Annotated in this window: 15 protein-coding genes; 8 read left to right on the top strand and 7 right to left on the bottom strand. The window is 73.3% G+C overall.

What is annotated here, in order from left to right:
- Positions 1–3: 3 nt before the first annotated feature.
- Together H1D33_RS16240 and H1D33_RS16235 are read left to right on the top strand one after the other, a co-directional pair.
- Positions 4–579 (top strand): HhH-GPD-type base excision DNA repair protein, encoded by a 576-nt coding sequence (locus tag H1D33_RS16240; protein ID WP_181572330.1) that lies wholly within the window; start codon positions 4–6, stop codon positions 577–579.
- The gene (locus H1D33_RS16235; RefSeq protein WP_181572331.1) at positions 576–1,802 is read left to right on the top strand and encodes a low temperature requirement protein A; all 1,227 of its coding nucleotides are present in this window, start codon (positions 576–578) and stop codon (positions 1,800–1,802) included. The genes H1D33_RS16240 and H1D33_RS16235 overlap by 4 nt, the downstream gene beginning before the upstream one ends.
- A 4-nt stretch (positions 1,803–1,806) precedes the next feature.
- On the opposite strand, the gene H1D33_RS16230 is transcribed toward H1D33_RS16235, so the two are convergent.
- Together H1D33_RS16230 and H1D33_RS16225 are read right to left on the bottom strand one after the other, a co-directional pair.
- A complete protein-coding gene (locus H1D33_RS16230) occupies positions 1,807–2,118 on the bottom strand; it encodes a hypothetical protein (RefSeq protein ID WP_181572332.1) in 312 nt (103 codons plus the stop codon).
- Positions 2,108–2,419, bottom strand: coding sequence for a hypothetical protein (locus tag H1D33_RS16225; RefSeq protein WP_091070514.1), 312 nt, complete (start codon positions 2,417–2,419; stop codon positions 2,108–2,110). Before H1D33_RS16225 ends, H1D33_RS16230 begins: the two co-directional genes overlap by 11 nt.
- Positions 2,420–2,518: 99 nt before the next feature.
- Between H1D33_RS16225 and H1D33_RS16220 the strand changes: the two genes are divergently transcribed.
- Positions 2,519–2,875 carry a DUF3099 domain-containing protein gene (locus H1D33_RS16220; protein ID WP_181572713.1) on the top strand — a complete coding sequence of 119 codons (357 nt, stop codon included), beginning with the start codon at positions 2,519–2,521 and terminating at the stop codon, positions 2,873–2,875.
- A gap of 9 nt (positions 2,876–2,884) precedes the next feature.
- On the opposite strand, the gene H1D33_RS16215 is transcribed toward H1D33_RS16220, so the two are convergent.
- Together H1D33_RS16215 and H1D33_RS16210 are read right to left on the bottom strand one after the other, a co-directional pair.
- A complete protein-coding gene (locus H1D33_RS16215; protein ID WP_181572333.1) occupies positions 2,885–3,781 on the bottom strand; it encodes a carbohydrate kinase family protein in 897 nt (298 codons plus the stop codon).
- Positions 3,778–4,710, bottom strand: a complete 933-nt coding sequence (locus tag H1D33_RS16210) for a pseudouridine-5'-phosphate glycosidase (RefSeq protein ID WP_181572334.1) — start codon at positions 4,708–4,710, stop codon at positions 3,778–3,780. Before H1D33_RS16210 ends, H1D33_RS16215 begins: the two co-directional genes overlap by 4 nt.
- A gap of 87 nt (positions 4,711–4,797) precedes the next feature.
- On the opposite strand from H1D33_RS16210, the gene H1D33_RS16205 reads away from it, so the two are divergent.
- The 3 genes from H1D33_RS16205 to H1D33_RS16195 all read left to right on the top strand — a co-directional run bounded on the left by H1D33_RS16205 (position 4,798) and on the right by H1D33_RS16195 (position 7,572).
- Positions 4,798–5,016, top strand: a complete 219-nt coding sequence (locus H1D33_RS16205) for a DUF3039 domain-containing protein (protein WP_181572335.1) — start codon at positions 4,798–4,800, stop codon at positions 5,014–5,016.
- Positions 5,017–5,056: 40 nt separating this feature from the next.
- Positions 5,057–5,707, top strand: coding sequence for a trimeric intracellular cation channel family protein (locus H1D33_RS16200; RefSeq protein ID WP_181572336.1), 651 nt, complete (start codon positions 5,057–5,059; stop codon positions 5,705–5,707).
- A 131-nt stretch (positions 5,708–5,838) separates the two neighbouring features.
- Positions 5,839–7,572, top strand: coding sequence for a DEAD/DEAH box helicase (locus tag H1D33_RS16195; protein ID WP_181572337.1), 1,734 nt, complete (start codon positions 5,839–5,841; stop codon positions 7,570–7,572).
- Between the two features lie 139 nt (positions 7,573–7,711).
- On the opposite strand, the gene H1D33_RS16190 is transcribed toward H1D33_RS16195, so the two are convergent.
- A complete protein-coding gene (locus H1D33_RS16190) occupies positions 7,712–7,945 on the bottom strand; it encodes a DUF7455 domain-containing protein (protein WP_091070720.1) in 234 nt (77 codons plus the stop codon).
- A gap of 247 nt (positions 7,946–8,192) precedes the next feature.
- Positions 8,193–9,788 (bottom strand): RNA polymerase sigma factor, encoded by a 1,596-nt coding sequence (locus H1D33_RS16185; RefSeq protein WP_181572338.1) that lies wholly within the window; start codon positions 9,786–9,788, stop codon positions 8,193–8,195.
- A 285-nt stretch (positions 9,789–10,073) separates the two neighbouring features.
- On the opposite strand from H1D33_RS16185, the gene H1D33_RS16180 reads away from it, so the two are divergent.
- Positions 10,074–10,895 carry an inositol monophosphatase family protein gene (locus tag H1D33_RS16180; protein ID WP_181572339.1) on the top strand — a complete coding sequence of 274 codons (822 nt, stop codon included), beginning with the start codon at positions 10,074–10,076 and terminating at the stop codon, positions 10,893–10,895.
- 130 nt (positions 10,896–11,025) lie between these two features.
- Here H1D33_RS16180 and H1D33_RS16175 read toward each other — a convergent pair whose 3' ends face one another.
- Positions 11,026–11,541: a LytR C-terminal domain-containing protein gene (locus tag H1D33_RS16175; protein ID WP_181572714.1), complete on the bottom strand. Its 516-nt coding sequence runs from the start codon at positions 11,539–11,541 to the stop codon at positions 11,026–11,028.
- Positions 11,542–11,978: 437 nt separating this feature from the next.
- On the opposite strand from H1D33_RS16175, the gene H1D33_RS16170 reads away from it, so the two are divergent.
- Positions 11,979–12,275, top strand: coding sequence for a DUF4193 domain-containing protein (locus H1D33_RS16170; RefSeq protein WP_013284790.1), 297 nt, complete (start codon positions 11,979–11,981; stop codon positions 12,273–12,275).
- The last annotated feature ends 247 nt before the right edge of the window (positions 12,276–12,522 follow it).

Raw genomic sequence — 12,522 nt, 5'->3', positions numbered from 1 at the left:
GGCATGACGCTCTCCCTGCCCATCGACCCGCAGGCCAACGAGTTGTTGGCGCGCAGCCCGCTGGCCCTGCTCCTCGGCATGGTGCTGGACCAGCAGGTGCCGATGGAGAAGGCGTTCTCCTCGCCGTACGTGTTGGCGCAGCGGCTCGGCCACGAGCCGGACGCCCGGGAACTGGCCGGGTACGCCCCGGAGGCGCTGGTGGAGCTGTTCGCCCGGCCGCCCGCGCTGCACCGCTTCCCGAAGGCGATGGCGGCCCGGGTCCAGGAGGTCTGCCGGGCGCTGGTGGACCGCTACGACGGCGACCCGGCCCGGCTCTGGTCCGACGCGTCCGACGGCGGTGAGCTGCTGCGTCGCGTCGGTGAGCTGCCCGGCTTCGGCCGGCAGAAGGCGCAGATCTTCGTCGCGCTGCTGGGCAAGCGCTTCGGCGTGACCCCGGCGGGGTGGCGGGAGGCGGCCGGGAGCTACGGCGACGCGGACGCGCACCGGTCGGTGGCCGACGTGACCGACCCGGAGTCGCTGCGCAAGGTGCGCGAGTTCAAGCAGCGGATGAAGGCGGAGGCGAAGGCCGCGAAGGGGTGAGCGAGCAGCGGGGCGGGGCGCTGCTGCGCACCACGTCCAGCGCCGAGCGCGCCACGTTCCTGGAGCTCTTCTTCGACCTGGTCTTCGTCTTCGCGCTGACCCGGGTGTCGCAGCGCCTGGTGGCCGACGTCGACGGCGCGCACATGACGACCGGCGTCCTCCGGACGCTGCTGCTCTTCCTGGTGCTCTGGCACGTCTGGACCATCACCACCTGGGTGACCAGCCGGTACGAGCCGGAGCGGCTGGTCATCCAGGCGGTCGTGGTCGGCGTCATGTTCGGCAGCCTGGTGCTCGGGGTGACTTTGCCCCGCGCGCTGGAGGAGCGGGCGCTGGCGTTCGCGCTCACCTATGTGGTGATCATGGTCGGGCGTCCGCTGGTCCTGATGGTGGCGTTGCGCGGACATCCCCGCCGGATGGTGCCGGTGCGGCTGACCGGCTGGGCCGTGGCGACCGCCCCGCTCTGGCTCGTCGGCGCGCTGGTGCCCGACCTGCGCCTGCCGCTGTGGGTGGTGGCGTTGGCGGCGGACTACCTGGGCACGTTCCTGGGCTGGCCGCTGCCCCGGCTCGGGCCGTCCCGCATCCGGAGCTGGCTTGTCGCCGGGGAGCACCTGGCCGAGCGCTACCAGCAGATCTTCCTCATCGCGCTCGGCGAGTCGATCCTGGTGATCGGCGTGTCCTACAGCGGGGAGCGGTTCTCCGGCCGGTCGGCCGCCGCGTTCGCGCTCGCGTTCGGCGTCACCGCGCTGCTCTGGCGGCTCTACTTCCACCGGGCCGGGCACCTGCTCGTGGAGGCGCTGCGGCTGGCCGGCACGCCGGGGCGGCTGGCCGAGTCGGCCGCGCAGACCCACCTGTTCATGGTGCTCGGCGTGCTCACGTCCGCGGTCGGCTACGAGCTGGTCATCGCCCACCCGTACGAGGACGCCGACCCGCGCTGGCTGGTCTTCGTGGTGGGCGGCCCGGCGCTGTTCCTGGCCGCCCGGTCCCGCTTCGAGTACGAGATCTTCGGCCGGGTGTCCCGCTCCCGGCTGATCGGCCTGGTAGCTCTGGTGCTGCTCGCGCCGGCGCTGACGACCGGGCCGGCGCTGCTGGCGCTCGGCGTGGTGGCCGGCGTGCTGGCGCTGGTCGCGCTCGCCGACGCGCGGCGCGCCCGGGGAGCGCCGCCGGAGTCCTCCGCCTCACCGGTCGGCCGGGAGGCGCTCGGCGAGGCCGGCCCCGAGGCCTGAGCGTTCAGGCGGCGGTCGGGCGGGACAGCGAGGCCAGCGCGCGGCGCACGTCGGCCAGCGAGACCGTGGCGGAGTCGTCCAGGTCGGCGAGGCCGGCCTCGATCCACTGCCGCATCAGCGTGGTCACCCCGATGCCGCGCGCGTCGGCGGCGTCCCGGACCCGTTCGTAGGTCTCCAGCGGTAGCCGGACCGACCGGCTGACCATCGGCACGTCGGTGTCGGGGGTGGGCAGTTGCGCCGGCGACGTCTCGTCGATCAGGTCGGCGAACGCGTCGCCGCCGCCGTGGAACCGCTTGGTCGCCTCGTCACGGTGCATCGTGACCGCCTCCTCGTCGGCGTGACCTCCGCACCGCCTCGTCGTAGCGCTTGGCCTCGACGTCGCTCAGCTCGCGGGCGGAGAGGATGTCCCAGTCGTTGTCGGTGCCGTCGGCCTCGGCCAGCAGCACGGCGAGCCGCCGGCCGCGGTGGTCGGTGGCGTAGACCACCATGACGTCGTCACCGAGGTGCCGGATGACCCGGCGGTTGCTGTGCAGGGCCTCCCAGACTTCCCCGGGCGTGACGTCGTAGACCCGCAGGTTGGCCAGCGCCTCGTCGGTGAAGCTGAACCGATTGGCCACAACCCGGAGCGTACCACGCGCGTAACACGTGGCCCGATTGTCGCCGATCGTCGGGGTGGAGTGACAGGATGGGTCGTATCCCCTCGTAGGAGGTCCGTGGTGAAGCATCAGGCCTACCAGCCGATCCTGATCACCGACGCCTCGCGCAGCCAGGACGACCAGCTCAGCAGCCGGCAGAAGCGCTACGTGCTGATGATGGGCATCCGCGTCGCCTGCCTGGTCGTGGGCGCGGTCCTGGTCGGCGTCCAGGCCCCGCTGCTGTGGCTGTGGTTGTCGCTGTGCGCGCTCGGGATGGCGATCATCCCGTGGCTCGCGGTGCTGCTGGCGAACGACCGCCCGCCCAAGGAGGAGCACCGCCTGGCCAACCGGTTCCAGCCCCGCGGCCGCGACGAGACCCCGCCGATGGCGCTGTCCGCCGAAGAGCGCCCGCACAAGGTCATCGACGCCGAGCCCTGACCCGGACCGTCATCCACCGGGGCGGGCGCCCACCGTGGTCACGGCCAGCGCGCCCAGGTCGCCGGCCCGGGCCAGCGCCGCGCCGGGCGAGGCGCCGGCCAGCCAGGCGGTGAGCAGGCCGGCGGCGAACGCGTCCCCGGCCCCGGTGACGTCCACCACGGCCACCCCGGGCGCCGCGGCGGCCTCCACCCGACCGCCGCGCTCCACCCAGACCGCGCCGGCCGCGCCGCGCTTGACCACCACCCGGTGCGCCACCGCGGTCAGCGCCCGGGCCTGCGCCGCCGGGTCCAGGCCACCGGCCAGCACCGTCGCCTCGTCCGAGTTGACCAGCAGCAGGTCGACGTCGCGTACCCAGGTCAGAAACGCCCCGCCGACGCGCCGCAGCGGCGCCGCGGAGGCCGCGTCGACGCTCACGGTCAGCCCGCGCTCGCGGGCGGCGGCCAGCGCGCGCAGTCCCGCGCCGCGCGACGCGACGTCCAACAGGGTGTACGCGGACAGGTGCAGGTGCCCGGCGTCGGGCGCGGCGGCCAACGCGGCGTCCACGTGGCGCGCGGTCAGCCGCAGGTTCGCGCCCCGCTGGCTGACCATGGTGCGCTCCCCGTCGTGGGTGAGCACGATCACCGTGCCGGTCGGGTAGCCCTCGTGCCGTTCCACCGCGCAGTCCACGCCGACCCGGGTCAGCTCGGCGACCCGTTCCCGGCCGGTCTCGTCGTCGCCCACCGCGGCCACCAGCGTCACGGCCGCGCCCTGCCCGGCGAGCCAGGCGGCGGTGTTGGCCGCCTGCCCGCCGCCGCTGAACCGGATCCCGGCCGCGGTGTCCGAGCCGGTCGCGAGCGGCCCGGAGAGCATCGCGACCACGTCCGTGATCACGTCGCCGACGACGACGACGCGCGGTACGCCGCTCATGGGGTGCCGTCGCGCCGGCCCGCGGCGGCGACCGCGATCCGGGCCGCCAGGTCGGCGTTGCGCAGGATGATCCGGACGTTGACCGCGAGGCTGGCGCCCTCGGTGGCGGAGTGGAAGTGGGCCAGCAGGAACGGGGTCACCGCCTTGCCGGTGACGCCCTCGCGGGCCAGCGCGGCCAACCCGTCGGCGAGCGTGCGGTCGTGCAGCGCCGGGTCGAGCTGCTCGTCGGCCGGGAGCGGGTTGGCCACGATCAGCCCGCCCCGGTGCACGCCCTGCGCGGCCCGGGCGGCCAGCACGTCGGCCGCCTGCTCCGGCGAGTCCACCGACCAGTCCAGGTCGAAGCCGGCGTCGGTGAGATAGAACCCGGGGAACCGTCGGGTGCGGTAGCCGACCACGCTCACCCCCAGCGTCTCCATCCGCTCCAGGGTGGCGCCCACGTCGAGGATCGACTTCACCCCGGCGCAGACCACCGCGATCGGGGTACGGGCCAGCGTGACCAGGTCGGCCGACTCGTCGAACGTCTGCGCCGCCTCCCGGTGCACGCCGCCGAGCCCGCCGGTGGCGAACACCGCGATCCCGGCCGCCGCCGCCACCGCGCTGGTGGCCGCGACCGTGGTGGCCCCGTCCGCGCCGGTGGCCGCCGCCGGGGCCAGGTCGCGCACCGAGAGCTTGCTCACGCCGTCGATCGTGGCGAGCCGGGTGAGCTGGGCGTCGTCCAGCCCGACCCGAAGCTCGCCGGCGACCATGCCGATGGTGGCCGGCACCGCGCCCGCGTCCCGGACCGCCTGCTCGATCTGTCGCGCCACGCGCAGGTTGTCCGGCCGGGGCAGGCCGTGCGAGACGATCGTGCTCTCCAGCGCCACCACCGGGCGGCCGTCCCGCAGGGCGTCGGCCACCTCACCACCGAGGCTGATGCGAAAGTTGGTCACTTCCGTTACGGTACGGGCCGCCCGCCGGAAGGGCTCCGGTGGACCCGGCCCGGCCGGCCTGCGAAACTGGTAAGCCGGAGGTGGGACATGAGCACTCAGATTCTCGAACGCCCGGAGCAGAAGGAAGCCGACACCGGCCCCGAGATGTTCCACTACGTGCGCAAGGACAAGATCGCCGAGAGCGCGGTCATGGGCACGTACGTCATCGCGCTGTGCGGGGAGAAGTTCCCGGTGACCAAGGCCGCCAAGCCCGGTTCCCCGGTCTGCCCGAAGTGCAAGGAGGTCTACGACTCCTGGGGCGAGTGATCGCGGGCGGCCCCGCCGCCCGCCCACGTAACCTGCGGCGGTGACCACCTCCACCGCCCTGCTCCTCGCCGACCTCACCGGCGTGGCGGTCTTCGCCGCCTCCGGCGCCTCCGCGGCGGTCGCCAAACGGCTCGACCTGTTCGGGGTGGTCTTCGTCGGCGTGGTCGCCGCCCTCGGCGGCGGCATCTTCCGCGACCTGGTCATCGACGAGGTGCCCCCACTGGCGTTCGCCGACTGGCGGTACGCGGTCACCGCCGCCGTCACCGCCGCCGCCGTGTTCCGGCTGCACCCTCAGCTCGCCCGGCTGCGCACCACCGTGCTGGTGCTCGACGCGGCCGGGCTGGCGCTGTTCACCGTCACCGGCACGCTCAAGGCGCTCGACGCGCACGTGCCCGCCGTCGGGGCCTGCATGATCGGCATGCTCACCGCGATCGGCGGCGGGCTCGGCCGCGACCTGCTCACCGGCGAGATCCCGGTGGTGCTGCGCCGGGAGATCTACGCCGTGGCGGCGCTCGCCGGCTCGATCATGGTGACGCTGCTGTCGACGTACGGGCGGGCCACCACCGTGCCGCTGACCGCCGCCGCGGTCGTCGTCTTCGGACTGCGCCTGATCGCGCTGCGCCGGCGCTGGTCCGCCCCGGTGGCGACGCTGCGCCCGCCGCGCACCGGGGCCCGCGGAGAGTGGTCCTGACCGTCCCGCACCGGGGTGGGCGGATGTGACCAGCGTGGCGTCGGGTGGGGCGGAACGCCCCCGCTGGTTATGCTGGGTCGGCCTTCGCGCCACGGGTGCGCGAGGGCGTTTTCATGGGGAGAGGAGCCACCGTGCCACCGCGGTCGCCGGCGCTCGACACGTTCCCGCCCCTGCGTTCCTGGCAACGCAAGGCGATGGTGGAATACCTGCGTCGCCGGGCCGAGGACTTCACCGCGGTCGCCACACCCGGCGCCGGAAAGACCACGTTCGCCCTGCGGATCGCCGCCGAGCTGCTCGCCGACGGCACCGTCGAGGCGGTCACCGTGGTCGCGCCGACCGAGCACCTGAAGACCCAGTGGGCGCAGGCCGCGGCCCGGGTCGGCATCCAGCTCGACGCCGCGTTCCGCAACGCCGACCTGCACTCCGCCGCCGACTTCCACGGCGCGGTGGTCACCTACGCCCAGGTCGGCATGGCGCCGCAGGTGCACCGGCGGCGCACCATGACCCGGCGCACGCTGGTCGTCCTCGACGAGATCCACCACGCCGGTGACGCCCGCACCTGGGGCGACGGCGTCAAGGCGGCGTTCGAACCCGCGGTCCGCCGGCTGATGCTCACCGGCACGCCGTTCCGCTCCGACGACAACCCGATCCCGTTCATCGGCTACGAGCGCGGCGGGGACGGGCTGCTGCGCTCGCGGGCCGACTCGGTCTACGGCTACGCCGACGCGCTGCGCGACGGCGTGGTCCGGCCGGTGCTGTTCCTGGCCTACTCCGGGGAGACCCGGTGGCGCACCAACGCCGGCGACGAGCTGGCCGCCCGGCTGGGCGAGCCGATGACGCAGGACCTGATCGCCCAGGCGTGGCGCACCGCGCTGGACCCGGCCGGCGACTGGATGCCGCAGGTGCTGCGCGCCGCCGACGCCCGGCTGAGCGTGCTGCGGGCCAACGGCATGCCCGACGCGGGCGGCCTGGTCATCGCCAGCGACCAGCAGGTGGCCCGCGCGTACGCGAAGCTGCTGGAGCAGGTGACCGGCGAGAAGGCGGCCGTGGTGCTCTCCGACGACCAGGGCGCGTCCGCGCGGATCGCGACGTTCGCGGCGTCCGAGCAGCGCTGGCTGGTCGCGGTGCGGATGGTGTCCGAGGGGGTGGACATCCCCCGGCTGGCCGTCGGCGTGTACGCGACGAGCGCCAGCACCGCGCTCTACTTCGCCCAGGCGATCGGCCGGTTCGTCCGCGCCCGTCGCCCCGGCGAGACCGCCTCGGTCTTTCTGCCCAGCGTGCCGCACCTGCTCGGGCTGGCCAGCGAGATGGAGATCGAGCGGGACCACGTGCTCGGCAAGCCCAAGGACCGCGAGGGCTTCGACGACGACCTGTTGGAGCGTGCCCAGCGCGACGACGGCGCCAGCGGCGAGCTGGAGAAGCGGTTCGCCGCGCTCTCCGCCACCGCCGAGCTGGACCAGGTGATCTTCGACGGCGCGTCGTTCGGCACCGCCGCCCAGGCCGGCACCCCGGAGGAGGAGGAATACCTCGGGCTGCCCGGTCTGCTCACCGCCGACCAGGTCTCCCTGCTGCTGACCAAGCGGCAGGCCGACCAGCTCGCCGCGCAGAAGCGCCGGGCCGCCCAGCGGACCGCTGAGCCGGCCGCTGCCGCCGCAGTGGCGGCGCCCCCACCGATGAGTGCGGCCCAGCGTCGGGTGGCGCTACGGCGGCAACTGAACGCCCTGGTGGCCGCCCGGCACCACCACACCGGGCAGCCGCACGGCAAGATCCACGCCGAGCTGCGCCGGATCTGCGGCGGCCCGCCCAGCGCCCAGGCGACGATCGAGCAGCTCGAGGAGCGCATCGCCACCGTGCAGACACTGTAAGGAGGGGCCCCTTCTTAACGCCTCCGGTAGAGGCGGGGCCCCTTCTTAACACCAGCGCGGCAGGGTACGAAAAACCGACCGGAGGCGCCCGTCTGGGCGTCTCCGGTCGGTTATGTCGCGTTGCGGATTGTTTGTCGGCTCAGTTCGCCATCAGATCGGTGCCCCGCCAGCTGAACTCCGGGTCCGTCGCGTACCGCACGGTGATCTTCACGAGATCCTCCGCGTACTTGTTCGCGTGGTGCCCACAGAACACCAGCTCGCTCCCACCCGACAGGGTGATCCGGAGCTTGCCGGCAGCATTACAGCGGTCGCACCGTTCATCGGCGGCCGGGGGGCTCACCGTCTCGGGCGGCGGCGTGAGGGTCGGGGTCATCGCCTTCCTCCTCTGGTCGTCACCGATGAACACACTCGTCGGTCGTTGCTCACCTATCGTGCAACACCCATCTCGGGCCCTGCCTTCCCTGTGTGCCCGCGGGGGACCGAGGTCACACCTGGCGTGGAAGACAGTGTGCCGTGCACCAAGGGTGCCACGTCAACGATCACAAACGTGCAACCGACCGATCACCGATCTGTGTTCTACGGCTGGTGATCAAACCGACACGACTGGTTGACGTGTGCGGTCAGTCCAGGTAGTCGCGGAGCACCTGGGAACGCGAGGGGTGCCGCAACTTGGACATGGTCTTGGACTCGATCTGCCGGATGCGCTCCCGGGTCACGCCGTAGACCTGGCCGATCTCGTCCAGGGTGCGCGGCTGGCCGTCGGTGAGACCGAAGCGCAGGCGCACCACCCCGGCCTCACGCTCGGACAACGTCTGCAGGACCTGCTGGAGCTGGTCCTGCAGCAACGAGAACGACACCGCGTCGACCGCCACGACGGCCTCGGAGTCCTCGATGAAGTCGCCGAGCTGGCTGTCGCCCTCGTCACCGATGGTCTGGTCGAGCGAGATGGGCTCCCGGGCGTACTGCTGGATCTCCAGCACCTTCTCCGGTGTGATGTCCATCTCCTTGGCCAGCTCCTCCGGGGTGGGCTCGCGGCCCAGGTCCTGGAGCAGCTCGCGCTGGATCCGGCCGAGCTTGTTGATCACCTCGACCATGTGCACCGGGATGCGGATGGTGCGGGCCTGGTCGGCCATGGCGCGGGTGATGGCCTGGCGGATCCACCAGGTGGCGTACGTGGAGAACTTGTAGCCCTTGGTGTAGTCGAACTTCTCGACGGCGCGGATCAGGCCGAGGTTGCCCTCCTGGATCAGGTCGAGGAAGGCCATGCCCCGCCCGGTGTAGCGCTTGGCCAGCGAGACCACCAGCCGGAGGTTCGCCTCCAGCAGGTGGTTCTTGGCCCGCTCGCCGTCCCGGGAGATCCACATCAGGTCGCGCTGCATGTCGCGGACCAGCTTCTCCTCGCCCTCGTCGGCGGCGCGCAGCCGCTCGGCGGCGTAGAGGCCGGCCTCGATCCGCTTGGCGAGCTCGACCTCCTGCTCGGCGTTGAGCAGCGGGACCTTGCCGATCTGCTTGAGGTAGGCCCGGACCGAGTCGGCGGAGGCGGTCAGCTCGGCGTCGCGACGCGCCTGCTTGAGCGCCTCGGACTCCTCGTCGTCCCACTCGAAGTCGCCGTCGGTGGCGGAACTGGCCGCGTCGGCCGCGGCGGCCTGGGCCAGCTCGGCCGGCTCCTCGACCACCACGTCCTCGATCTCGGCGGCCAGCTCCTCCGGGTCGACCTCACCCTCGGCGCCGGGCTTCGCCGGCTTGGCCGCGGCGGTCTTGGCGGCCACGGTGGCCTTGGTGGCCCGGGTCGCCTTGGTGGCCTTCGCCGGGACGGCGGCCTTGGCGGCCACCTCGGCGGTGGTGCCGGTGGCCTTGCGGGCCGTCGCCTTCCGCGGGGCCGGGGCCGGGGACTCCTCGACGGCCGGCGCCTGCTTCGGGGCCGGCGCGGCGGCCTTCTTGGTGGTCTTGGCGGTGGTGGCCCGGGAAGCCGGCGTGGCGGACCGGGCCGCGGCGACCCGGCGCCGGGTGCTCGCGGAACCGTCCACCACCACCGTCACGCCCGCCTCGGAGAGCGCGCGGAGGATCTTCTTGGCCTGGGCCGGGGTCACCTCAGCGGACTCGACGGTGCGCGCGAGCTGGGCCGACGTGAGCTGGCCGCCGGCGCTCTGCGCGTGGGCGATCAGGGTGTCGGTGAGCGAGCGAACGTCGGCGCCGGTCTGGCGGGGTTCTGTCACGAATGACCTTCCGGAGGCGAAGAGCGAGCACGGCCGGGTCGTCCGGCGCAGCACGAACGGCCGTGCCGGGCGAGTGTTTGAGGGACCCCCGTGTCCCGGTCCGTCCGGTCGCTGGCGGTCCGTGGCGCGTGGGCAGGGTGAATTGTAACGCCGTCTGCCGCGATCATCCTGCGCCGCACGGCGTAACCGCGGCCGGGACCGCCGATTCGGCGCAGATGTGGACTTTGTAAGGATGATACCCACGCGCGAACCGGGCGGTCCCGATCGTGCGGGAAGGGGACAAACATGATCACCTCCGCGCCCTCGCCGCGGGAACTGCTCACGATCGCCGTCGAGGTGGCGCGGGACGCCGCCGCCACCGCCCACCGGATGCGGTCCGAGGGCGTGTCGGTGGCCGCGACCAAGAGCACGGTGACCGACGTGGTCACCGCCGCCGACCGGGCGGTGGAGCGGCAGGTGGTGGCCGCGCTGCGGGACCGGCGGCCCGGTGACGCGGTGCTCGGGGAGGAGTTCGGCGCCGGCGGGACCGGCCCCGCCGCGCCGGACGGGGTGCGCTGGGTCGTCGACCCGATCGACGGCACCGTCAACTACCTCTACGGGCTGCCCTACTGCGCGGTCTCGCTCGCCGCCGAGGTGGCCGGCGAGGTCGTCGCCGGGGTGGTGCGCAACGTGTTCACCGGCGAGGAGTGGACCGCGACCCTGGGCGGCGGCGCCTGGCGGGACGGCCGGCGGCTGCGCTGCTCGGCGGAGACCGACCTCGGGCAGGCACTGGTCGCCACCGGGTTCGGCTACGACGCCGGCCGTCGGTCCCACCAGGCCCGGGTGGTCGCCGAGTTGATCCCGCACGTCCGGGACATCCGCCGGATGGGCGCGGCCGCGCTCGACCTCTGCCTGGCCGCCGAGGGGCGGGTGGACGCCTACTACGAGAAGGGGCTGGCCGCCTGGGACCTGGCCGCCGGCGGGCTGGTGGCCCGGGAGGCCGGGCTGCTGGTGACCGGCGTGGCCGGTCGTCCGGCCGGGCCGGACCTGGTGCTCGCCGCCCCGCCGGCGCTGCACGGGCCGCTGCACACCCGGCTCACCGACCTGGACGCCTCCGGCGGCCCGTGACGGCAGCGGGCAGCGGGCGTCGCAAGCCTCCGACGGACCGTGACACCGGCCCCGGACACGGGACAGGGCGGCCGCCGGCATCGCGGAGACCGCCCTGGTCGTCATCGGGGCCGGTGGGCCGGCCCGCCGGTCACTTGTCGACCGGCATCGGGCACGTCTGGGCCGGCGCCACGGGCGCGCCCAGGTCACCGAGCGACTGGTTCACCTCGGTCGTGGTGGCCAACTGCTGGAAGCCGTTGCCGAGCACCACGTCGACCGTGTCGTCCTTGCGGTTGGCCTGGAACACCTGCTCGGCGTTGTTGAGGAAGTAGGCCCGCAGCAGGTGGGCCGAGCCCACGCCCTTGGGGCCGAAGCGCAGCACCGCCACGCCGTCGACCGCCTTCTTCTCGTTGCCGACCTTCTTGACCTGGAACTTCCGGTTGCGGAAGTCGTCCGCCACGCTGCCGGCCCGGCCGGCCTCGTCGGTGGCGTTGTAGACGTTGATCTTGACGTCCTTCTGTTCGCGGAGGCGCAGGTCGACCAGCGGCCAGCCGTCCGGACAGCCGGCGGCGGTGCCGGCCGTGCCCTGACTGTCGCGCACCACGGCGACGATCACGAAGACCAGGGCGACGACCGCCAGCAGTCCGACGACAACGAGTGCCCGCACTCGCGCAAAACTCATCCTGGGCGCTCCCCGGGCGGTGGTTGGGTGGCGGCGGCCGCCGCGGTCGGGCCGCGTCTGTCGACCGTCGGAGTACGCCGCTGAGGTTAACCCTTGTCCGGCTCCCGCGTGGAAACAGTCCGACATGCCGGCGCGCCACTGAAGGAACGGGTAGGACTACCCCTATCTTCGTGTCGCCTGAGTCACATTGGGAACAACTTCGGGCGCAGGGGCGTACATCTCTCCCGCGAGGGCGGTATACATGCCTCGCCCAAGGGGGGGTAAGGTTCCGCGCTCGCCGGGGGGTTCCGCTCCGGCGAACCCGGCCCAACGGTCGTCGGGTCGGGTGCCCGACACAGATGGTGGCCGGCCAGGGGAACCGAAACGGCGTCGTCCGGCGTTACAACCGGCAGCGACCATATCGATATTGGAGAGTGAAACCGATGGCCACCGACTACGACGCCCCGCGTCGCGACGAGGTCGACCTCGGCGAGGACAGCCTCGAAGAGCTCAAGGCCCGGCGGGTCGACTCACAGTCGGGCGCCGTGGACGTGGACGAGGCCGAAGTGGCCGAGAGCTTCGAGCTGCCCGGCGCCGACCTGGCCGACGAGGAACTCACGGTCAAGGTGCTCCCGATGCAGCAGGACGAGTTCCGGTGCGCCCGCTGCTTCCTGGTCCACCACCGCAGCCAACTGGCGGTCGAGCGCAACGGCGACCTGATCTGCCGCGAGTGCGTCTGATCCCGAGCCGGGACACCGGCGGCGGCCTCCTCGACGGGGCCGCCGCTGTTCGAGCCGCCGTGCGCCGGTGGCCGGAAGCTGCTTGACTCGTACGGGCGGCTGCCACGCCGCGCGGAGCAGGAGGGCGGACGGGTGAGCGAGCGCAGCGAGCGGACCGGCGACACCGACCGGACGCCGGTCCCGGGCACGGGACCGACGCCGTCCACGCCGGACCCGACCACCGACCCGACCGGCGCGGACCCGGTCC

The sequence above is a fragment of the Micromonospora ferruginea genome, from assembly GCF_013694245.2.
Taxonomy (GTDB): domain Bacteria; phylum Actinomycetota; class Actinomycetes; order Mycobacteriales; family Micromonosporaceae; genus Micromonospora; species Micromonospora robiginosa.
Note: the sequence above shows the minus strand (reverse complement) of the source record. Positions and strands in the feature narration are given on the sequence as shown.

Bases quoted from the DNA above. Each gene is read 5' to 3' on its own strand.
- H1D33_RS16240 (WP_181572330.1), top strand. From the start codon at position 4: ATGACGCTCTCCCTGCCCATCGACCCGCAGGCCAACGAGTTGTTGGCG.
- H1D33_RS16190 (WP_091070720.1), bottom strand. From the start codon at position 7,945: ATGACCCCGACCCTCACGCCGCCGCCCGAGACGGTGAGCCCCCCGGCC.
- H1D33_RS16205 (WP_181572335.1), top strand. From the start codon at position 4,798: ATGAGCACTCAGATTCTCGAACGCCCGGAGCAGAAGGAAGCCGACACC.
- H1D33_RS16215 (WP_181572333.1), bottom strand. From the start codon at position 3,781: ATGAGCGGCGTACCGCGCGTCGTCGTCGTCGGCGACGTGATCACGGAC.
- H1D33_RS16180 (WP_181572339.1), top strand. From the start codon at position 10,074: ATGATCACCTCCGCGCCCTCGCCGCGGGAACTGCTCACGATCGCCGTC.
- H1D33_RS16230 (WP_181572332.1), bottom strand. From the start codon at position 2,118: ATGCACCGTGACGAGGCGACCAAGCGGTTCCACGGCGGCGGCGACGCG.
- H1D33_RS16170 (WP_013284790.1), top strand. From the start codon at position 11,979: ATGGCCACCGACTACGACGCCCCGCGTCGCGACGAGGTCGACCTCGGC.